20 protein-coding genes are annotated in these 19,445 nt (G+C 70.2%); 8 read left to right on the plus strand and 12 right to left on the minus strand.

All coding sequences use genetic code 11. The annotated features are described in order from the left end of the window. Window positions 1-169: 169 nt before the first annotated feature. From LV780_RS11060 to LV780_RS11090, 7 genes are all read right to left on the minus strand, one after another. Window positions 170-1,183, minus strand: a complete 1,014-nt coding sequence (locus tag LV780_RS11060) for a UDP-glucuronic acid decarboxylase family protein (protein WP_011909384.1) — start codon at window positions 1,181-1,183, stop codon at window positions 170-172. Window positions 1,184-1,248: 65 nt separating this feature from the next. Further along, window positions 1,249-2,325 carry a CgeB family protein gene (locus LV780_RS11065; RefSeq protein WP_108220996.1) on the minus strand — a complete coding sequence of 359 codons (1,077 nt, stop codon included), beginning with the start codon at window positions 2,323-2,325 and terminating at the stop codon, window positions 1,249-1,251. Continuing rightward, the gene (locus tag LV780_RS11070) at window positions 2,322-3,413 is read right to left on the minus strand and encodes a CgeB family protein (RefSeq protein ID WP_108220995.1); all 1,092 of its coding nucleotides are present in this window, start codon (window positions 3,411-3,413) and stop codon (window positions 2,322-2,324) included. Before LV780_RS11070 ends, LV780_RS11065 begins: the two co-directional genes overlap by 4 nt. Next, the gene (locus LV780_RS11075) at window positions 3,413-4,522 is read right to left on the minus strand and encodes a CgeB family protein (protein WP_108220994.1); all 1,110 of its coding nucleotides are present in this window, start codon (window positions 4,520-4,522) and stop codon (window positions 3,413-3,415) included. The genes LV780_RS11070 and LV780_RS11075 overlap by 1 nt, the downstream gene beginning before the upstream one ends. Window position 4,523: 1 nt before the next feature. Continuing rightward, a complete protein-coding gene (locus tag LV780_RS11080) occupies window positions 4,524-5,624 on the minus strand; it encodes a glycosyltransferase family 4 protein (RefSeq protein WP_101341728.1) in 1,101 nt (366 codons plus the stop codon). After that, a complete protein-coding gene (locus LV780_RS11085) occupies window positions 5,621-7,630 on the minus strand; it encodes an NAD-dependent epimerase/dehydratase family protein (RefSeq protein ID WP_101341727.1) in 2,010 nt (669 codons plus the stop codon). The genes LV780_RS11080 and LV780_RS11085 overlap by 4 nt, the downstream gene beginning before the upstream one ends. Beyond that, complete coding sequence (locus LV780_RS11090) at window positions 7,627-8,733, minus strand: NAD-dependent epimerase/dehydratase family protein (protein WP_108220993.1); 1,107 nt, start codon at window positions 8,731-8,733, stop codon at window positions 7,627-7,629. Before LV780_RS11090 ends, LV780_RS11085 begins: the two co-directional genes overlap by 4 nt. 226 nt (window positions 8,734-8,959) lie before the next feature. On the opposite strand from LV780_RS11090, the gene LV780_RS11095 reads away from it, so the two are divergent. The 3 genes from LV780_RS11095 to ku are packed head-to-tail and all read left to right on the plus strand — an operon-like array spanning window position 8,960 to window position 11,775. Further along, on the plus strand, window positions 8,960-9,958 hold the full coding sequence (locus tag LV780_RS11095; RefSeq protein WP_101341779.1) for an MDR/zinc-dependent alcohol dehydrogenase-like family protein: 999 nt from the start codon (window positions 8,960-8,962) through the stop codon (window positions 9,956-9,958). Then, complete coding sequence (locus tag LV780_RS11100) at window positions 9,949-10,974, plus strand: Gfo/Idh/MocA family protein (protein WP_108220992.1); 1,026 nt, start codon at window positions 9,949-9,951, stop codon at window positions 10,972-10,974. Before LV780_RS11095 ends, LV780_RS11100 begins: the two co-directional genes overlap by 10 nt. A gap of 6 nt (window positions 10,975-10,980) precedes the next feature. Further along, window positions 10,981-11,775 (plus strand): non-homologous end joining protein Ku, encoded by a 795-nt coding sequence (gene ku / locus LV780_RS11105; RefSeq protein WP_108220991.1) that lies wholly within the window; start codon window positions 10,981-10,983, stop codon window positions 11,773-11,775. A gap of 286 nt (window positions 11,776-12,061) precedes the next feature. Here the strand turns inward: ku and LV780_RS11110 are convergent, their stop codons facing one another. After that, on the minus strand, window positions 12,062-13,048 hold the full coding sequence (locus LV780_RS11110; protein ID WP_108221028.1) for an NAD(P)H-quinone oxidoreductase: 987 nt from the start codon (window positions 13,046-13,048) through the stop codon (window positions 12,062-12,064). Between the two features lie 67 nt (window positions 13,049-13,115). After that, window positions 13,116-13,808: a COQ9 family protein gene (locus LV780_RS11115; RefSeq protein WP_108220990.1), complete on the minus strand. Its 693-nt coding sequence runs from the start codon at window positions 13,806-13,808 to the stop codon at window positions 13,116-13,118. 196 nt (window positions 13,809-14,004) lie between these two features. Between LV780_RS11115 and rpsU the strand changes: the two genes are divergently transcribed. From rpsU to LV780_RS11135, 4 genes are all read left to right on the plus strand, one after another. Further along, on the plus strand, window positions 14,005-14,211 hold the full coding sequence (gene rpsU, locus LV780_RS11120; RefSeq protein WP_002720900.1) for a 30S ribosomal protein S21: 207 nt from the start codon (window positions 14,005-14,007) through the stop codon (window positions 14,209-14,211). A gap of 235 nt (window positions 14,212-14,446) precedes the next feature. Further along, window positions 14,447-15,145, plus strand: coding sequence for a phosphatidylserine decarboxylase (locus tag LV780_RS11125; protein ID WP_011909396.1), 699 nt, complete (start codon window positions 14,447-14,449; stop codon window positions 15,143-15,145). 3 nt (window positions 15,146-15,148) lie between these two features. After that, on the plus strand, window positions 15,149-15,889 hold the full coding sequence (gene pssA / locus LV780_RS11130; RefSeq protein ID WP_011909397.1) for a CDP-diacylglycerol--serine O-phosphatidyltransferase: 741 nt from the start codon (window positions 15,149-15,151) through the stop codon (window positions 15,887-15,889). 24 nt (window positions 15,890-15,913) lie between these two features. Next, the gene (locus LV780_RS11135) at window positions 15,914-16,528 is read left to right on the plus strand and encodes a class I SAM-dependent methyltransferase (RefSeq protein WP_011909398.1); all 615 of its coding nucleotides are present in this window, start codon (window positions 15,914-15,916) and stop codon (window positions 16,526-16,528) included. 54 nt (window positions 16,529-16,582) lie between these two features. Here the strand turns inward: LV780_RS11135 and LV780_RS11140 are convergent, their stop codons facing one another. Further along, complete coding sequence (locus LV780_RS11140) at window positions 16,583-17,041, minus strand: Lrp/AsnC family transcriptional regulator (RefSeq protein WP_011909399.1); 459 nt, start codon at window positions 17,039-17,041, stop codon at window positions 16,583-16,585. 139 nt (window positions 17,042-17,180) lie between these two features. On the opposite strand from LV780_RS11140, the gene ald reads away from it, so the two are divergent. Then, window positions 17,181-18,299, plus strand: coding sequence for an alanine dehydrogenase (ald, locus tag LV780_RS11145; protein WP_011909400.1), 1,119 nt, complete (start codon window positions 17,181-17,183; stop codon window positions 18,297-18,299). Window positions 18,300-18,332: 33 nt separating this feature from the next. On the opposite strand, the gene mscL is transcribed toward ald, so the two are convergent. Then, window positions 18,333-18,773 carry a large conductance mechanosensitive channel protein MscL gene (mscL, locus tag LV780_RS11150; protein WP_108220989.1) on the minus strand — a complete coding sequence of 147 codons (441 nt, stop codon included), beginning with the start codon at window positions 18,771-18,773 and terminating at the stop codon, window positions 18,333-18,335. A gap of 101 nt (window positions 18,774-18,874) precedes the next feature. Further along, on the minus strand, window positions 18,875-19,426 hold the full coding sequence (locus LV780_RS11155) for a TlpA family protein disulfide reductase (RefSeq protein ID WP_011909402.1): 552 nt from the start codon (window positions 19,424-19,426) through the stop codon (window positions 18,875-18,877). Window positions 19,427-19,445 lie beyond the last annotated feature (19 nt).

Below are 19,445 nucleotides of genomic sequence, written 5' to 3' on the forward strand. Positions count from 1 at the left end.
ATCGCCCTGCCGTTCCTCGCGCCAAGGCGGTTGCGGAACAACCTGGGCGCGAGACGCTGCCTAGCGTGGGACGAAGGCCGGGGAACGACAGGATTAAGGCGGGGCGCCATACCTATGGCAGTGGCGATCCCGCCCGAACGGGTGCGACCGGCCGACGGTGGTCGGATCTTCAGGCCCGGACCGACTGGATGGCCCTGGTCGCGCGCAGGGGCGCAGGCAAGGTCCGGCCCAGGTGGCGGGCAAACCAGGCCGCGGTCTGCGGCAGCCCCTCGGACAGCGGCACCCGTGGCTCCCAGCCCAGCAGGCGCTTGGCCCGGCTGATGTCGGGCCGGCGGCGGCGCGGGTCGTCCTCGGGCAGAGGCCGATGCACCACGCCCGCAGCCGAGGGAACCAGCCGCTGCACGAGATCGGCAAGCTCGGCAATGGTGAACTCGCCCGGATTGCCGAGGTTGATCGCCCCTTCCGGCGCCTCATCGACCGCCATCAGCGCCATGAGGCCCGCCACGAGGTCCGTCACATAGCAGAAGGAGCGCGTCTGCGCGCCCGTGCCGTAAATGGTCAGCGGCACGCCCTGAAGCGCCTGCACCAGCAGGTTCGACACAATGCGCCCGTCATCGGGCCTCATGTGCGGGCCGTAGGTGTTGAAGATGCGCGCGACCCGCACATCCGCCCGGTCCCGGCGGCGGTAGTCGAAGCAGAGCGTCTCGGCCGCGCGCTTGCCCTCGTCGTAGCAGGCGCGCGAGCCGGTGCAGCTCACGTTGCCGCGGTAGTCCTCGGGCTGGGGATGGATCTCGGGATCGCCATAGACTTCGGAGGTCGAGGCCTGCAGGAAGCGCGCGCCATGAGCCTCGGCCAGAGCCAGCAGGTTCTGCGTGCCCACGACATTCGTCATCATCGTATGGACCGGATCGGCCTGATACTGCGGCGGCGAGGCGGGGCTGGCGAGGTTGTAGATCTGCTGGACCTGCTCGCTGAGGCGGAGCGGCTCGACCACGTCCTGGCGGATCAGCCGGAACTCGCGAAAGTTGCACAGGGCCTGCACATTCTCCATCGAGCCGGTGAGGAAGCTGTCGAGGCAGATGACGCGGTGCCCCTGCCGCAGCAGCGTCTCGCACAGGTGCGATCCGACGAATCCCGCGCCCCCGGCCACGAGGATGGTGTTCTGAGCGGTTCTCTTGAGCATGGGAGTCCTCCGTTGTCCCGGCGCAACCTGCGCCCGCGTCACCAGCTACTGTCCGCGCCCGGAGTTCAGGCCGCGGCCCTGGCCTGCCGGTGCAGGGCCTCGGCCAGATCCCGCGCCCGCGCCCGGCCGGTGTGCCGCGCGAGCACACGGCGCTGCGCGGCCCGGCCCAGCGCCAGCCGCGCCTCGTCGCCCAGATCCGTCAGCGCCCGCACCACATCCTCGGGGCCGCGGGCGATCAGGATCGCCTCACCGTCGGGCAGAAGCTCGTCCAGCCCCCGCCAGTGGTCCGAGATCACCGGCGTGGCGCAGGCCGCCGCCTCGAACAGGCGCACCGAGGGCGACCAGCCCATGCGGATCATGGCCGCGCGCGTCACGTTCAGCGTGAAGCGTTGCCGGCTGTAGAAGGCCGCATGGTCGGCCGGCGCCAGATGCTCGATCCGCTCGACATTCGCGGGCCAGTCGATGTCGGCGGGATAGGAGGGCCCGGCCACCACGAAGCGCCGGTCGGGCAGGCGCCGGGCCGGCTCGAGCAGAAGCGCCTCGAGCGTCGGCTGCCGGTCGGGGCTGTAGGTGCCGAGATAGCCCAGATCCCAACGCGGCTCTCCGGGCAGGGGCTGGTAGTGCTCGGGATCAACCGAACAGTAGAGCGCGCGGGCCGCACGCGCGCCGCGCGCCTGCTCGAGATGGTCGAGCACCTCGCCACCCGAGAAGGAGAAATAGAGATCGAAGAGCGGCACCTGACGCGCGGCGAGGAACTCGTCCCGGCCCTCGTCCAGCAGGCCCATCGTGACCGGCGTGTCGATGTCGTAGAAGGCCAGAAGCCGCGGGCGGAGGGCGGCGACCGCGTCGATCACCTCGCGCCCTTCGGGCACATAAGAGCCGACGATCACCGCATCGGCGCGGCGGATGCGCTCGGCCCAGCGCCCGGTGAGATCCGAGATGGCGCCGTAAAGCTCCAGCCGGCAGAAGTCGGGCGCGGGCAGGTCGCGGTTCTCGGCATACCAGGGCACGTCGCGTTCGAGAAACAGGGTGCGGTGGCCCTCGGCCGCCAGCCCCCGCAGAAGCGCCCTGTAGGTCGTGGCATGGCCGTTGCCCCAGGAGGAGGAGAGCGCGAGGCCGATGATGACGATGTCGAGGCTCATTCCGCCGCCTCCATCCGCCCGAGATGGCGCTGGAACAGCGCGTCGGCCTGGGTGGCGCGGTGGGCGTAGGTGTGTTCCGACAGGACACGGCGCAGCGCCGCCTCGCCGATCAGCCGCGCGCGCTCGTTGCCGACGGTGCGGACATACTCCGCCACATCCTGCCCGTCGCGGGCGACCAGCACCTCGCGGTCGGGCGTGAGGAACAACTCGATCCCCTCCCAGTCGTCGGTCACGAGGCAGGCCCCGGCGCCCGCCGCCTCGAAGACGCGGGTCGCGGGCGAGAAGCCGTTAGCCGCCATGCTGTCGCGGGCGACGTTCAGCACCATCCGGGGCGAGCCGTTCAGCGCGTTGTGGTCGGCGGTGCCGACATGGCCAAGGCGGTGGACGTTCGGCGGAAAGTCCTCGTCGTGCCAGCCCGATCCGCCCAGAAGGAAGCTCGCGCCGGGGACCTCGCGGGCGGGGCGGGTGAAGAACTCGGCCACGCGCGCGTCGCGGTCGGGCAGGCGGTTGCCGACAAAGGCCAGATCGCCCGTGAAGCGGTCCTGGGGGGCCACGGGATGGTGCGTCTCGGAGTCGAGCGCGTTGTAGATCGGCACGCAGTCGCGGGCGCCGAGGGCACGGTAGGCCGCCACCACCGGCTCGCCGCCGCCATAGGTCAGCACGAGATCGAGGCTGTCCAGCGCGCGGCGCAGCGGATGGTCGGACGTGGCCTGCATCTCGGCCAGCGTCGCGGGGGCGTCCACGTCCCAGAAGACGCGCAGCGCATCGGGACGGGCCGCGCGCAGCACCTCGGACAGCAGCCGATCGTCCTCGTAGCCCACGCCCGAGCATTTCACCACGATGTCGGCCTGTCCCGCCTCGGCGGCCGCGCGTTTCAACGCCTCGGGCGTGCCGTCATAGACCACGACGCGGCACCAGTCGGGCGGGTCGATGTCGCGGTTCTTCTGCCGGTCGTACACGTCGGGCTCGTAGAAGGTCACGCGGTAGCCGCGTTCGGCCAGCGCGCGGATCATGCCGCGGTAATAGGTGGCCGCCCCGTTCCAGTAGGCCGAGACGAGGCTCGATCCGTAGAAGGCAATGCTGCGCATCAGGCCACCTCCGCCGTTGCGGCCGGAAGGCCGAGCCGGTTCACGATCGCCAGAAGCTCGTCCACGCGGTGCCGGCAGGTGTGGCGCGAGCGGATGGTGGCCAGCCCATGCTCGGCCAGCGCCTCGGCAAGATCGCGGTCATGCAGGATCGCGCGCAGGTGACGCTCCATCTCGGCGCCGGTGCGGGCCACGAGATAGTCGGTGCCGGTGCGGAACAGGCCCTCGCAGTCCGACCAGGGCGCCGAGACCAGCGGGATGCCGCAGGCCAGCGCCTCGAAGACGCGGATGGTCGGGATGCCGGGCAGCGCCTCGACATAGGGCCGCCGCGGCACATGGACGGTGACACGGTGCCGCCCGAAGGCCGCGGGCACCTCGGCGTTGGGGATCCAGCCGCCATAGGCAATGCCCGCCGCGGCCAGCCGTTCCAGCGCCTCGGCCGGATAGCGGACGCCCCGCACGGTGGCGGCAAGGCCAAGGCGGGCCACCGGGTCGATCAGGAACTCGGACAGCTCCGCGCTGCGCTCGCCATCGCCCCAGTTGCCGATCCAGATCAGCTCGCCCTCGATCTCCGACGGGACCGGGCGGAAGAGCGCGTCATCGGCCGCCTCGTGCCAGGTGAAGACCTGCCGCCCCCAGCCCGCCGCGAGGTAGGTCTCGCGCAGCGTCTCGCCGAAGGCCAGCACCCCATCGTAGCCCGAGAGGTCGAGCCCGCCGATCTCGCCGTCGGCGCTGACGGCGCGGTGGTGCGTGTCGTGGAACAGCAGCAGGAAGCGCCCGCCCGCCGCGCGCGCCCGCCCGATGCGCGCCACCAGCGCGGGCTCGGTCCATTCATGGACGACCACCACATCGGCATCCGCAAGCGCCGCCTCATGGTCGAAGGCGGCGCCGTAGCGTGTCGAGACCAGTTCGGGAAAGGTCCGGGCGAAGGCCGCCACAGGCGCCGCCCCCTGATCGGCCTCGAGGTTCGTCCGGCTCCAGCCGCCCTCGGGCTCGAGCGCCCGCGCCTCGTGGCCGCGCTGGATGAGGTCGCGCATGACCCCGCGGAGGAAATGGGCGTTGCCGTGGTTCCAGTCGGACACGAGCGAGTGGGTGTAGAACAGGACCTTCATGTCACCTCGCGGCACGGAGGGTTTCGGGGATCGGGCAAAGCTCGGCATAGATCGCGGCCATCGAGCGGGCCTGCCGCTCGGGCGTGTAGTCGGCCGCGCGCCTCTGGGCCGCCTGACCGAGCGTGCGGCGCCGGGCCGGGTCGCGGACCAGCCGGTTGACGGCCTCGGCCAGCGCCATGGGATCGTCTGGCGTGAAGAAGTCCGCCGCCCCCTCCCAGAGTTCGCGGAAGGTCGGGATGTCGGACAGGACGAGCGGCAGCCCGCCCCGCGCCGCCTCGAGCACCGCAAGGCCGAAGGGCTCGTAGCGCGAGGGCGAGACGAAGATCGAGGCCTCGCACATCAGGTCGAGGAGGTCGGCGTGCGACAGCTCGCCCCGCGCCTCGGCGTAGCGGATCTCGACCGCCTGACCGTTGGGCGATGCCGCGGCCCCCGCCATCACCACCGGCCAGTCGATCAGGGGCGCCGCCGCATCGAGAACGGCGGCGTTCTTGCCCTCGTCCCACCAGCGGCCGGCCGACAGCACCATGGCGCGCGCGATGCGGCGGGCCGGCGGGGCGAAGCGGCTGGTGTTGGGCACCACCCGCACCTCGGGCAGCGGCCCGTAGGCCGAAGCCATCAGATCGGCCTGCGCCTGCGTCGGCGTCACCACCGCATCGGCGGCCGCAAGTCCCTGCCGGTTCAGCCGCCGCTGCCAGAGCCAGCCCGCGGGCAGCACGCCCTGACGCACCGCCGCAAACCAGGTCACGACGCAGGAATGCGAGACCGCAAGCACCGGCACCGGCACCGACAGCCCCGCCGCCTGCGAGGGCAGGTTCAGATGGATCAGGTCCACCCGATGCCGGCGCGCCACGCCCGCGATCATCTTCGGCACCACGGCCAGCTCGGATTCGCCGCTGACCAGCCAGTCGAGCGGGGCCTCGCACCATTCGAGGGGGCCAAGCGCCTCGGCCTCCCGCCGCTGTGCGTCTGATGGAGCAGGGCCGAAGCCGGCAAAGACGACATCCACCTGCCCCCGCAGGCCGGAGGCCAGATCCATCGCATAGCGCCAGACCCCGCCCACCGCATCGACGGTCATCAGGATGGTGAGACGTTGCCTGCTCACGCCCGCATCCTCTCGGGCTGGGGCAGAGGCTCCTGCGGACCGATCCGATGCTCGGCCAGCCAGTCGGCCAGCGCGGCGATCCCGCTCTGCCAGCCGACGGTCGGCTGCCAGCCCACCGCCTGCCCCAACGCGCGCGTGTCGGCCACGAACCAGAGCTGGTCGCCCGGCCGCCAGTCCTCGTGCGTGACCTGCACCGCGCGGCCGGTGATCCGGCCGATCTCGGCCAGCACCTGCCGCAGGCTCACCGCATTCTCAGGCCCGCCCCCGAGGTTGAAGGCCCGCCCCCCGATGCGCCCCGCGCCCACCTCCTCCATCAGGCGCCGGTAGGCCGCGACGGCATCGCTCACATGCAGCACGTCGCGCACCTGCCGCCCGTCGCCGAAGACCGAGATCCTCTCGCCCTTCAGGGCCTGGATCAGGAAATGCGCGACCCAGCCCTGATCCTCGGTTCCGAACTGGCGCGGGCCGTAGATGCAGGACATGCGCAGGACAGCGGTCGGGATGCCGAAACTCTTGGCATAGTCGATCACATACTGGTCGGCCACGCCCTTCGAGCAGCCATAGGGCGTGCAGAACTCGAGCGGCCGGGTCTCGGGGATGCCATGCGTCCCGATGCCGGCATCGGCCGGGACATGACGCTCGCCAGGCTGCATCTCGAGATCCTCGAGCGCGCCATAGACCTTGTTCGTGCTCGCGAACAGCAGCGGCACCGGGCGGCCGGTGGCCCGGATCGCCTCGAGCAGGTTCAGCGTGCCGCGGGCGTTGATCTCGAAATCCGCCACCGGGCTGTCGAGGCTGGTGGTGACCGCCGTCTGGCCCGCAAGGTGATAGACCGAGGCTGCGTCGCGGGCGGCCTCGGCCATGGCGCGCTCGTCGCGCAGGTCGGCGATCACCGGATGCAGCCGGTCGCCGTGCCGCGCCTTGAGCCAGCGCAGATTGTCCTCGACCCCGGCCCGGCCCAGGTTGTCGAGCAGGATCACCTCTTCCCCGTCCGACAGCAGCGCATCGGCGAGGTTCGAGCCGATGAAGCCCGCGCCGCCCGTGATGACCGCCGGCCGCACCGCCCGCGCCAGCGACGGCGCACAGAGCCCGGCCAGCGAGCGCACGCCCGCGACCCCCTCGGCACTCAGGAGCCGCGCGAGGAGCTTTGGCTTGCCCGCCTCGTCCATCGCGCCCATGTGGTAGTGGCGCGGATCGAACCAGAGCCCCTCCTGCACCGGCACGTCGCGCGGCAGGTCGCGCCAGCCGTACCAGTACATGCGGGCCGCCGGCGCCTTCAGCGCCCCGGCAAAGCGCCGGGCCTGCTCAAGCTCGTCGTTGCGCCAGGTGGAATAGCCCGTCTCCGTGATCCAGATCTCGCAGTCGGGATTGTGCCGGTCGAGGATCGCGCGCATCTCGCCCAGATGCAGGTCCCATCCCGCCCAGGCGCCCTCTTCGCTGTCCCAGGTGCCGGGGAAGCCGTGGAAGCCCGCGGCCGCGCACTGCGCCAGCACCCCCCGCTCGCCCATCAGGTCGAGCCAGAGCGGATCGAACGGACAGGGGCCGCCGAGAACCGCCTTCCAGCCGCGCTCGCGCACCCACGAGGCGGCGCCGCCCACCATCTCGCAGAAGAGAAGGAAGTCGCTGTCCAGCCGCCAGTCCCAGTCGAGCAGGTTGTTCGGCTCGTTCCACAGCTCCACATGCGAGAAATGCCGCCCGTAGCGGGTCAGCGCATGGTCGATGAAGTCCGCGTAGGACTTCAGCTCCTGCGGCGGGCCCGAGCTGCGGCCGGTGCGCGACAGGGAGGGCGGCGTGTAATGGATGCAGGGCAACAGGTCGATCTCGCGCCCCAGACGCGGGATCAGCCAGTCGAACCACTCCGCCCCCCCCGGCGCCAGATATTCCGCCCAGCTCAGATGGGTGCGCAGGTAGCGCGCGCCCGAGGCCGACAGACCCTCCAGCGCCTCCTCGACCCGCTCATGATCGCCGGGGCGGAACCATTCGACAAAGCCGAAGTCGCGGCTCATGTGACGAGCCCCCGTTCCTCGAGCTGCCGCCGCATGTCGGCGCCCCGATCCACGGCAACCGATCCCGCGACCCAGGCCACGAACTCATCGAGCGAATCCTCGAGCCGGTGGCGCGGCTCGAAGCCCAGGATCGCGCGCGCCTTGCCGATGTCGGCAAAGCAGTTGCGGATATCGCCGGTGCGGGCGCGGTTCAGGATCTCCGGCGTGATCTCGGGCCGGCCCATGGCGCCGGCCAGAAGCCGGGCCACCCCCGAGATCGTGTAGGCCGTGCCCGAGCCCACGTTGATCACCTCGCCCGCCGCGTCCGGCGTCTCGAGCGCCAGACGGAAGGCCCGCGCCACGTCGCGCACATGCACGAAGTCGCGCTTCTGCTCGCCGTCCTCGAAGATCGTGGGCCGTTCGCCATTGGCCAGCCGCGAGGCGAAGTTGGCGAGCACCCCCGTGTAGGGGTTCGAGAGCGCCTGCCCCGCACCAAAGACATTGTACAGCCTCAGCGCCACCGCATCGACGCCGTAGGCCTCGCCGTGGATCAGGACGGCCTGTTCCTGCATGTATTTCGTCAGCGCGTAGATCGAGGCGAGATCGACCCGCTTGCCCTCGTCGGTCGGCACGGCGGTCAGCGGGCGCCCGTCGGCGTCCCGCGGGTTCCAGCGCGCCGCGCGGATGTCGGCCGCCTTGCGCCGCACGCGCTCGACCAGCGAGCCGTCCTCGCGCGCGTAGTGGCCCTCGCCATAGACGCTCATCGACGAGGCGACCACGATCCGCGACACCGGCCGGTCGATCAGCCGTTCGAGCAGGACCGCCGTCCCGAGGTCGTTCGCGCCCACATAGCGCGCGATCTCGTACATGGACTGCCCGACCCCCACCTCGGCGGCCAGATGGAGCACCGCATCGCAGCCCTGCAGCGCCGGGCCCAGCCGGTCGGCGTCGCGCATGTCGCCGCGGACCAGCTCGGCCCCCTCGGGCAGGCTGACGGAAACGCCGTCGTGAACCTGGTCGATCAGCGCATCGTAGAGGCGCACCTCATAGCCGTGCGCCAGCAGTTCCTCGGCGACGTGGCGGCCGATGAACCCGCAGCCGCCCGTGATGAGTATCCTCGCCATGAGAAGATCCTGAAGTTGTCATTGATGCTGTAGATGAACCGGCCAACAAGAGGATCACGGGAATGTTCCGGCGCCACCGCAGATTGTCGGCGGGATGGCGCCCTTCCGCCGCTGCGCGCCTTTCGCGCGCCTTCTTCCGACGCACCCGGAACAGATGGCGGCCGGCATCGTTCCGAAGCCGATCCTGAAGATGATCATGCAGAGAATGACCGACACCGGAGGACCCATGAACGTCTCTCTCACGCCCGCACGCGAGCGGCCCGCCGGCGCCCGGCAGATGCGCGCGGCGCGCCTGATCGGCCCCGGCCGGATCGAGATCGTGTCGCTGCCCCTGCCCGAACCGTCCCAGGGCGAGGTGCGGATCGCCATCGAGGCCTGCGGCGTCTGTGCCTCGAACCTCGGACCCTGGGCCGGACCCGAATGGATGAGCTATCCGACCGAGGCCGGCGGCATGGGCCACGAGGGCTGGGGCACGGTCGAGGCGCTCGGCGCGGGCGTGACCGGGCTGGCCGAGGGACAGCGCGTGGCCTTCCTCGGCCAGCGCAGCTACGCCAGCCACGAGATCGTGCCGGCGGCCCATGTCGTGCCGCTGCCCGAAGGCATCGCCTTTCCCGCCGAGCCGGTGGCCTGTGCGCTGAACATCTTCCGCCGCTCGGGCATCGGGCGCGGGGACAAGGTGGCGATCATCGGCGTGGGATTTCTGGGCGCCCTTCTCACGCGGCTTGCGGCGGATGCGGGCGCCGAAGTGATCGCCATCTCGCGCCGCGACGAGTCGCTGGCCATGGCGCGGCGCATGGGCGCCGCCCGGACGATCGCGATGCTCGACCATCAGGAGATCATCGACGAGGTGCGCGACCTCACCAACGGCTATTTCTGCGACGTGGTGATCGAGGCCGTTGGCAAGCAATGGCCGCTGGACCTTGCCGGAGAGCTGGTGGCCGAGGGCGGCCGGCTGGTGATCGCGGGCTATCATCAGGACGGGCCGCGCCAGGTGAACATGCAGCAGTGGAACTGGCGCGGCATCGACGTCGTGAACGCGCACGAACGGCGGCCCGAGACCTACCTGCGCGGGATGCGCGAGGCGGTCGAGGCGGTGCAGAAGGGCCGGCTCGATCTGGCGGGGCTGCTCACCCACAGCTTTCCGCTCGATCGGCTCGATGCGGCGCTCGATGCGACCCGCGACAAGCCCGAGGGGTTCGTGAAGGCGGTGGTGACATGCAGTTGAGCCTGGGTGCACGCACCCGCCCCCGGCTGGCCTTCGTGGGCCTTGGCTGGATCGGCCGCGCCCGGATGGAGGCACTGGCCGGGACCGGGGTGGCCGAGATCGTGGCCCTGGGCGATCCCGACCGGGCAGCGGTCGAGCGCGCGCTCGAACTGGCGCCGGAGGCGGCGGCCGTGGGCTCGCTCGAAGAGGCGCTGGCGCATCGGCCTGACGGGGTGGTGATCGCCACGCCGAGCGCCCGTCATGCCACCGAAAGCCTCGCGGCGCTCGAGGCGGGCTGCGCGGTCTTCTGCCAGAAGCCGCTCGGACGCACGGCGCAGGAGGTGCGGGCCGTCGTCGAGGCCGCCGCGCGGGCCGACCGGCTGCTCGGCGTCGATCTCTCCTATCGGCTGACGGCGGCGATGGCGGCGATCCGCCCCCTGGTCGCCTCGGGCGATCTGGGGCGCGTGTTCGCGATCGATCTGACCTTCCACAACGCCTACGGGCCCGACAAGGCGTGGTTCTACGATCGCGCCCTGTCGGGGGGCGGCTGCGTGATGGATCTGGGCGTTCATCTCGTGGATCTCGCGCTCTGGTCCCTGGACTGGCCCGAGGTGCGCCATGTCGAGGCGCAGATGCTGGCCGCCGGCCGGCCCGCGCGGGCGCATGAGGTGGAGGATTACGCCGTCGCCACCCTGCAGACCGCCGAGGGCTGCGTGATCCGCCTCGCCTGTTCCTGGAAGCTGCAGGCCGGGCGCGAGGCGGTGATCGAGGCGCATTTCCACGGAACCCAGGGCGGGGCCAGTCTCGCCAATGTCGGCGGCTCCTTCTACGACTTCGCCGCCCACCGCCATCATGGCACCGGCACCCGGCCCCTTGCCGAGCCGCCCGATCCGTGGGGCGGCCGTGCCCTCGCCGCCTGGGCCGAACGGCTGGCGGCCGGCGAGAGGTTCGACCCGGAGGCACGGCATCTGGTGACGCTGCACGAGGTGCTCGACCGGATCCACGCGGCCGGAACCCGCGGCGACGGCGGCGGTTGAGCCGGCATGGCACCCCGCAGCTACTGGAAAGGCTATCTGAAGCTGTCGCTCGTCACCTGCCTGGTGACGCTGATGCCGGCCACCTCGGACGCCGAGCGGGTGCGGTTCCGCACGCTCAACGGCAAGACGGGTCATCCGGTCGTCAGCCGATACCTCGATGCCGGAACGGGGGCCGTGGTGGGAGACGAGGACCGGGTGAAGGGCTATCCCCGTGGAGAGGACGAGCATGTGATCCTCGAGGAGGAGGAACTCGAGGCGGTTGCGCTCGACAGTGCCCGGACCATCGACATCGACTGTTTCGTGCCCTCCGACGAGATCGCCTGGATCTGGTATGACCGGCCGCACTACCTGATGCCTGCGGACCCGATCGGCGAGGAGGCGTTCGCCGTGATCCGCGAGGCAATGCGCGCGACGGACCGTTCGGGCATCGCGCGGCTCGTGCTGGGCGGGCGCGAGCGCGCGGTCCTGCTCATGCCGCGCGGCACGGGGATCATCCTCTGGACGCTCCGCTTCGGCGACGAGGTCCGGCCGGAGGAGGAGTATTTCGCCGGCATCGGTGGCGGGAAGCCCGACGCCAAGGCGCTGGCCCTCGTCAAGCGGCTGATCGACGAGCGGACGCGCAAGTGGGAGCCCGACATGGTCGAGGACCCGGTGCAGGAGAACCTGCTGGAGCTGATCCGGTCGAAGAAGCCGAAGAAGGGCACGCGGAAGAGCGGCCCGAAGACGGCCCGGGGCGGCGACAATGTCGTGAACATCATGGATGCGCTCAGGAAGAGCATCGACGGCAAGGGCAAGCGTTGACACGGGCAGCGGAGCCGTCCTTGGGGCCATCGAGGCCCCTGCGGACGGCGTTGCCACGGAAGACGGCTCGGTCGGCCGCGTAACTGTCCGGCGAGCGGTCCTTGACCTCTGCAAGCGCGGCGTTCAGGCGCCGCGAGGAGGCAGCCGCACATCCTGGCGCACAGGCTCAGCCGAGCGCCGCGGGTCCGCCGCCGAAGGCCGATGTCCGAGGGCCTCCACATGCCCTGTCCGCGGCAGCGCCGAAGGCGGGGGTTCGATGCCCCCGCCTCCGGCACCCCCGGGCAGGTCACACCTTCAGGACGATCTTGCCGACGTGCGACGAGCCTTCCATCCTTGCGTGGGCCTGTGCGGCCTCCTCGAGGGGAAACTCGCTGTCCATCACCGGCCGCAACGCCCCCCTCACCACCATCGGCCAGACATGCGTCTCGAGATCGCGGGCGTAGCGGTCCTTGGCCAGGTCGCTCTGCGGGCGCAGGGTCGAGCCGGTGATCGTCAGGCGGCGCATCATCACCTCGGCAAAGTTCAGTTCGATCCGGGTGCCCTCGAGGAAGGCGATCTGCACCAGCCGTCCTTCGGTCGCCAGCGCCTTCACGTTGCGCGGCAGGTAGCTGCCCCCCACCATGTCGAGGATGAGGTCCGCGCCGCCCTCGGTCTTCAGGACCGCCACGAAATCCTCCTCGCGGTAGTTGATCGCCCGCTCGGCGCCGAGGCCGCGGCAGGCGGCGCATTTCTCCTCCGATCCGGCGGTGGCGAAGACGCGCGCGCCCAGCGCCGTCGCCATCTGGATCGCCGTCGTGCCGATGCCCGAGGAACCGCCGTGCACGAGGAACCGCTCGCCCGCCAGGAGACCCCCGCGCAGCACCACGTTCGACCAGACCGTGAAGCAGGTCTCGGGCAGGCAGGCGGCCTCGCGCAGGCCGAGGCCTTCGGGAATGGGCAGCGCATGGCCGGCCGGTGTCACGGCATATTCCGCATAACCTCCGCCCGGCAGGAGCGCGCAGACCTCGTCGCCCACCGTCCAGCGCTCGACGCCGGGGCCGACGGCCGCGACCGTGCCCGCGGCCTCGAGCCCCGGCAGGGGCGAGGCGCCGGGCGGGGGCGCATAGGCGCCGGCCCGCTGCAGCGCATCGGGCCGGTTGACGCCGGCGTAGGCGATGCGGATCAGGATCTGGCCATGCCCCGGCACCGGGACCGGAACGGTGCAGGGCCGCAGCACATCGGGCGCGCCGGGGCGGGAAATCTCCACGGCGCGCATCGTCTCAGGCAGGCTCACGCGGTTCTCCTTCATCGGGTGGGGCCCGGCCCCGCGCGCGTCGCGGCCGGGAGGGGTGGCAGGCCGATCAGTGGTGGCCCGTCCGGCCCGGCACGTCGGCATGGGCAGCGGGTGCATGGACCCGCCGCATGACCATCCGCGGCCCGGCCGTCATCGCCCGCACCAGCGGATTGCGCTGCGCCTCGGCCTTAAGCTTCTCGATCCGCAGCACGTCGTCGATGCGCCGGTCGAGGAACTCCCAGGTGGCGTAATGGCCCGGCGTCTCGTCGCCCAGCCAGTAGAGCACCGTCGCGCCATAGACCGCCGAGAGCGTGGCGCGCTTGGTGTACCAGTTCACGTCGCGCGACGTGTCGCCGAGCGCCATCCAGATCCGGTCGGCCGTCCCCCACAGGGCGCGCGCCCCGTCGGCGGCGTGCTGCGGCAGGCTGAAGAGCGTCGAGCCCCGGCGCACCAGCTCCTTGTCCTCGACCGCCTCGAGGCGGAAGCGGATCAGCGCCGCCACCCGCTCCGAGTAGCGCATCGAGCCAAGATCGACGGTCGCCGCCTTCTCGAGCATCCGTTCGTTGCCGCGGCGGTGGTAGGCCAGCGCGAGATCCACCCCGCCGCGCGGAAAGAGCGCGCGGGCCAGCCCCGGCGCCACACCCGAATCGTGCACCGACGCGCGGAGCGTCGCGTCGGACCAGCCGTCGAAGGGCACATGCATCACCGCGGCATCGAGGATCGCGTCGCGGGCCTTCTCGTTTCCATCCCGTTTGTCCATGGCCATTCCTTTCCGGTTCCCTGAGGTGACTTGCCACCCTTGTCGTTGTCAGTGCTGGCGGAAGAACAACCGGCTTGTCCAGAGGATCCAGCGCCCCTTCCCCGCCCGCGGGCGGTGGACAAGCCTTTCCGTCTTTGATATAGGCGCCCGACCTGCTTATCTTGCAACTCTAACCTAGGAAGGTGGTGACAACCACATGCAGGTCAGCGTCCGCGACAACAACGTCGAACAGGCCCTTCGGGCCCTCAAGAAAAAGCTCCAGCGCGAAGGCGTGTTCCGCGAAATGAAGCTCAAGCAGCATTTCGAGAAACCCTCCGTCAAGCGCGCCCGTGAGCAAGCCGAAGCGGTCCGCCGTGCGCGCAAGCTCGCGCGCAAGAAGGCGCAACGCGAAGGCGCTCTCTGAGACGTCAGCGCGAAGCTGGGCGAGCCTTCGGGTTCGCCACCATCGGACCCCCGTCGCGCAAGTGTCGGGGGTTTTCCTTTCCGGTGCGGCAGCAGCGCATGGCGAAGGATCGCCACCAAGGGTTGCAATGGCCTGCCCGCGTGGTTTTATCCCTTCATTGACCCTGCCAGATCCACGCGGCCGGAGTTCCGGCCCGGGCCAAGAAACCAGACCCAGTTCAGAAGGCACTTCCGCCATGGCGATCGACATGCTCTCGACCTTCATCAAGCCGATGCACCGGGAGGGCAAGAAGTTCGTTGCCATCTTCGCGGGCGTGACGCTGCTGCTGTTCCTGATCTGGGAACCCCTGGGCTGGATCGGGGTGCTTCTGACCGTCTGGTGCTACTATTTCTTCCGCGATCCGGTGCGCATCACCCCCACCCGCGAAGGGCTGATCGTCAGCCCCGCCGATGGCGTCGTCTCGCTGATCGAACCCGCGGTCCCGCCGGCCGAACTGGGGATGGGGCCCGAACCGATGACCCGCGTCTCGGTCTTCATGAGCGTCTTCGACTGCCATGTGAACCGCGCGCCCATCGGCGGCACGGTGACGGCGGTCGCCTACCGGCCCGGCAAGTTCCTGAACGCCTCGCTCGACAAGGCGAGCGTGGACAACGAGCGCAATGCGCTGGCCATCCGGCTCGCCGACGGGCGGCAGATCGCGGTGGTCCAGATCGCGGGCCTCGTCGCGCGCCGCATCCTGTGCGACGTCAAGGAGGGCACGCCGCTTCTGACCGGCGAGCGGTTCGGGATGATCCGCTTCGGCTCGCGGCTGGATGTCTATCTCCCCGAAGGGGTGGAGCCGCTCGTCAGCATCGGTCAGGTCATGACGTCGGGGGAGACGGTGCTGGCCGACCTCACCAGCACGGAGGCGCGCCGCTCCGGCGCGGCCCGCTGACCGATGTTGCGGCGCGGCGACGACCGGAGCCTGCCGATCCTGATGCTCCTGCCGAATCTGGTGACGATCACCGGGCTCTGCGCGGGGCTGACGGCGATCCGCTTCATCATGGTGGGCCGGTTCGACCTCGCCGCCATGCTGATCGTCTTCGCGGCGGCCATCGACGGGCTCGACGGGCTGATCGCGCGGCGCCTCAACGCCCAGTCGAGCTTCGGGGCCGAACTCGACTCGCTCTCGGACTTCCTGAACTTCGGCGTCACGCCGGGCCTTCTGGTCTTCCAGTATGCGCTGGCGGGCACCTATTCCACGAGCTGGGTCTTCGTGCTGGTCTACACGATCTGCGGCTGCCTGCGGCTTGCGCGGTTCAACATCAACCGCGACACGCCTTTGCCACCCGGCATCAAGCCGCATTTCACCGGCGTGCCGGCGCCGGGGGGCGCGCTGCTCGCGCTGCTGCCGGTCTTCATGTCGCTACAGGGGCTGATCGATGCCCGCGACTTCCCCGTCGCCTACGGGATCTATCTGGCGCTGGTCGGGTTGCTCATGACGAGCCGGATCCCGACCATCTCGCCCAAGTCAATGCGAATCCCGCGCGACAAGGCGATCTTCGTGCTGATCGGCACCGTGATCGTGATCGGGCTGCTGGTGACGCGGTTCTGGCTTCTGATGGTTCTGGTGGGGCTCGCCTACCTCGGCGTGACCGGCCTGTCGATCGTGAACTACCTGCGCCGCTGGCGCAACTGAGTGTAACGGAAGAGGGATGGACGCATGGAACTTGACGCGGTGAGCCGGAGCTACAAGCGGTGGGCGCCGATCTACGACTTCAGCTTCGGCAAGGTCAGCGAGAGTCCGCGCCGCCGCACGGCGACGCATGTGAACGCCCGTGGCGGCCGCGTGCTCGAGGTGGGCGTGGGCACGGGCCTGTCGCTGCCGCTCTACAGCCGCCGCGTCGAGGTGACCGGCATCGACTTCTCGCACGAGATGCTGGCCAAGGCGCGCGAGAAGGTCGAGGAACTCGGCCTGACGCCGGTGAAGCAGCTTCGCCAGATGGACGCGCGCGAGATCGACTTCCCCGATGAGACCTTCGACACGGTGGTGGCGATGTTCCTCGTCTCGGTGGTGCCCGAGCCCGAACGTGTCGTCTCCGAGATGGCCCGCGTCTGCAAGTCCGGCGGCGAGGTCGTCATCGTGAACCATTTCGCCCGCGAAAAGGGCCCGCTTGCCGCCGTCGAAAAGGCGCTCGCGCGGTTCGAGAACACGCTAGGCTGGCATTCGGACTTTTCCATCGAGCGGGTCACGGGCGATCCGCGCCTCGAGGTGGTCGAACAGGCCCCGATGGGGCCGGGTGGCCTCTTCACATTCCTGCGCTTCCGGCGCCGTTGAGCCGCCCCGATCCTGCGCCCCGCGGGGCGCGGGATGCCGGCCCCGGCGGGGCTGTCACACCTGGATCGCCGTGGTCTTGAACACGGTCCGCAGCGCAAAGCTCGAATGCATCTGCGCCACGCCCGGCAGGCGCGAGAGATACTGCCGGTGGATGCGGGCGAAATCCTCGGTGTCCTGCGCCACGATCTTCAGCAGATAGTCGGCCGTCCCCGCCATCAGGTGACATTCGAGGATGTCGGGCACGCGTGCCACCTCGCGCTCGAACCGGTCGAGAAGGTCGTCGGCCTGCCCCTGCAAGGTGATCTCGACGAACACGGTCGTCGGCCGCGCCAGCTTGCGCGCGTCCAGCAACGCGACATAGCCCGCGATGTAGCCCTCTTCCTCCAGCCGCTGCACGCGCCGGTGGCAAGCCGAGGGCGACAGGTTCACCCGCTCGGACAGCTCGGCGTTGGTGATGCGGCCCTGCTTCTGCAGGACGGTGAGGATCCGGCGGTCTGTCGCGTCAAGTTCCATTCAGGTGCAAGGTTCTTCGACTGAGGATGGCATCTGCGAAAGATCCTACCCCCCCGCCCCGGCGCCGTCACGCGAGATTTCAAAGCACCGCCGCGCCGCAGGGTGCATGGTCGAAGAAAATGATCAGGGAGGAAGGATCATGAGGATTGGCTGCCCGCGGGAGATCAAGCCGCAGGAATATCGCGTGGGTCTCACGCCTCATGCCGCACGCGAAGCCGTGGCCCACGGGCATGAGGTGCTGGTGGAAACCGGGGCCGGCGCGGAGGCGGGCTTTCCCGACGAGGATTACCGGACGGCCGGCGCCCGGCTGGTCTCCACCGCCGAAGAGCTTTTCGCCGAAGCCGACCTGATCGTGAAGGTGAAGGAGCCGCAGCCGGTCGAGCGCAAGCGGCTGCGCGAGGGGCAGGTGCTGTTCACCTATCTCCATCTGGCCCCCGATCCCGAGCAGACGCGCGACCTGCTGGCCTCGGGCGTCACGGCCATCGCCTACGAGACGGTGACGGACGCGCGGGGCGGCCTGCCGCTGCTGGCGCCCATGTCCGAGGTGGCGGGCCGGCTCGCGCCGCAGGTGGGCGCCTGGACCTTGCAGAAGGCCAACGGCGGGCGGGGAGTCCTTCTCGGCGGTGTTCCGGGGGTGGGCCCGGCGAAGGTGGTGGTGATCGGCGGCGGCGTGGTTGGCACCCATGCGGCGCGGATCGCCGCCGGCATGGGCGCCGACGTGACCGTGCTCGACCGCTCGCTGCCGAGGCTCCGCGCGCTCGACGAGGCGTTCGGCACGCTCTTTCGCACCTCCTACGCCTCGAGCGGCAACACGGCCGAGCAGGTGGCCGGCGCCGATCTGGTGATCGGGGCGGTGCTGATCCCGGGCGCCGCCGCGCCCCGGCTGGTGAGCCGGGCGCAACTGTCCGAGATGAAGCCGGGAGCTGCGATCGTCGATGTGGCGATCGACCAGGGCGGCTGCTTCGAGACCTCCCGCCCGACCACGCATCAGGACCCGATCTACGAGGTGGACGGGGTAATGCACTATTGCGTGGCCAACATGCCGGGGGCGGTGGCCCGCACCTCGACGCTGGCCCTCGGCAACGCGACCATGCCCTTCCTGCTCGCGCTCGCGGACAAGGGGTGGAAGCGCGCCTGCGAAGAGGACCCGCATCTGCTCGCGGGCCTCAACACCCACGCCGGGCATCTGACCTATTACGCCGTGGGACGCGCGCTCGAAATCGACGTGCTGTCGCCCCAGCTTGCGCTGAAGATGTAAGACCGGCGGCCGGGCCGCCCGGCCCGGCCACCGTCAGGCCGAGGCCTTTTTCAGAAGATCCCGGATCTCGGCCAGCAACTGCTCCTGCGTGGGTCCGGCCGGCTCGGCCTCGGCCGCGGGCGGGCTCTTGTGCAGGGCGGTCTCCTTCACCCGGTTCACCATCTTCACCAGCAGGAACACGACCCAGGCGATGATGAGGAAGTTGATGACGGCGGTGATGAAGGCGCCGTAGGCAAAGACCGGCGCGCCTGCCTCGCGGGCGGCGGCGAGGCTCGTGTAGTCGCCGTCGCCGAGGTTCACGAACAGGTTCGAGAAGTCGATCCCGCCGGTGATGAGCCCGATGACCGGGTTGATCAGATCGGCCACCAGGCTCGAGACGATGCCGGTGAAGGCCGCACCTATGATGATGCCCACCGCCATGTCCATCACATTGCCCTTGGCGATGAAGGACCGGAACTCGTCGAGAATGCTCATGCCCGTCTCCTGCTGTCGCAGCCGGAGGATGCTCCGGCCTCCCGCGCGACCATAGCGGCCCCTGGGGCGGAACGGAAACGCCTGCACTCAGACGGGCCGCCTCACTGCATCAGCGCGCCAAGCACGGCCATCGCCTCGGGCGAATCCCAGTCGGCGTCCCCGATGAGCCGCGCCACCTCGCGCCCCTCGGGATCGAGGACCAGCGTCACCGGCAGCCCCATCACCCCGATCTGCCGGGCCAGGGCCGACTTCGGATCGCGCAGCACGGGCAGGTGCGTGACCTCGGCCTCCTCGAAGAACTTGCGGATGCCGGGCACGGCGTTGCGGCCGGTGGCCACCGTGACCACCGAGAACCCCTCGCCGCCCATCTCGGCCTCGAGCCGGTCGAGCGTCGGCATCTCCTCGCGGCAGGGGGCGCACCAGGTGGCCCAGAAGTTCGCCACCACCCAGCGGCCGCGCCAGTCCGAGAGCGACCGCGGCGCCTCGTCGAGATCGGCAAGCATCACCTCGGGCAGCGGCCTGGCCTCGGCATGGATGACAAGCTTCTTCATGTCTCCGGCCAGGAGAGTGCGCGCCTCGGCCGGCCCCGCCGCCGCGCCGTTTGCACCGAAGGTCAAGGCCGTGTAGATCACGGCAAACAGCAGACGCAGCATTCCACCTCCCGAAGGCTTT

It is taken from the genome of Cereibacter azotoformans (assembly GCF_021391315.1).
In the GTDB taxonomy this organism is placed as follows: Bacteria; Pseudomonadota; Alphaproteobacteria; order Rhodobacterales; family Rhodobacteraceae; genus Cereibacter_A; species Cereibacter_A azotoformans.

Coding starts and splice junctions, on each gene's coding strand:
- LV780_RS11060 (WP_011909384.1), bottom strand. CDS start 1,183: ATGCTCAAGAGAACCGCTCAGAACACCATCCTCGTGGCCGGGGGCGCG.
- LV780_RS11065 (WP_108220996.1), bottom strand. CDS start 2,325: ATGAGCCTCGACATCGTCATCATCGGCCTCGCGCTCTCCTCCTCCTGG.
- LV780_RS11070 (WP_108220995.1), bottom strand. CDS start 3,413: ATGCGCAGCATTGCCTTCTACGGATCGAGCCTCGTCTCGGCCTACTGG.
- LV780_RS11075 (WP_108220994.1), bottom strand. CDS start 4,522: ATGAAGGTCCTGTTCTACACCCACTCGCTCGTGTCCGACTGGAACCAC.
- LV780_RS11085 (WP_101341727.1), bottom strand. CDS start 7,630: ATGAGCCGCGACTTCGGCTTTGTCGAATGGTTCCGCCCCGGCGATCAT.
- LV780_RS11090 (WP_108220993.1), bottom strand. CDS start 8,733: ATGGCGAGGATACTCATCACGGGCGGCTGCGGGTTCATCGGCCGCCAC.
- LV780_RS11095 (WP_101341779.1), top strand. CDS start 8,960: ATGAACGTCTCTCTCACGCCCGCACGCGAGCGGCCCGCCGGCGCCCGG.
- LV780_RS11100 (WP_108220992.1), top strand. CDS start 9,949: ATGCAGTTGAGCCTGGGTGCACGCACCCGCCCCCGGCTGGCCTTCGTG.
- ku (WP_108220991.1), top strand. CDS start 10,981: ATGGCACCCCGCAGCTACTGGAAAGGCTATCTGAAGCTGTCGCTCGTC.
- LV780_RS11115 (WP_108220990.1), bottom strand. CDS start 13,808: ATGGACAAACGGGATGGAAACGAGAAGGCCCGCGACGCGATCCTCGAT.
- rpsU (WP_002720900.1), top strand. CDS start 14,005: ATGCAGGTCAGCGTCCGCGACAACAACGTCGAACAGGCCCTTCGGGCC.
- LV780_RS11125 (WP_011909396.1), top strand. CDS start 14,447: ATGGCGATCGACATGCTCTCGACCTTCATCAAGCCGATGCACCGGGAG.
- pssA (WP_011909397.1), top strand. CDS start 15,149: ATGTTGCGGCGCGGCGACGACCGGAGCCTGCCGATCCTGATGCTCCTG.
- LV780_RS11135 (WP_011909398.1), top strand. CDS start 15,914: ATGGAACTTGACGCGGTGAGCCGGAGCTACAAGCGGTGGGCGCCGATC.
- LV780_RS11140 (WP_011909399.1), bottom strand. CDS start 17,041: ATGGAACTTGACGCGACAGACCGCCGGATCCTCACCGTCCTGCAGAAG.
- ald (WP_011909400.1), top strand. CDS start 17,181: ATGAGGATTGGCTGCCCGCGGGAGATCAAGCCGCAGGAATATCGCGTG.
- mscL (WP_108220989.1), bottom strand. CDS start 18,773: ATGAGCATTCTCGACGAGTTCCGGTCCTTCATCGCCAAGGGCAATGTG.
- LV780_RS11155 (WP_011909402.1), bottom strand. CDS start 19,426: ATGCTGCGTCTGCTGTTTGCCGTGATCTACACGGCCTTGACCTTCGGT.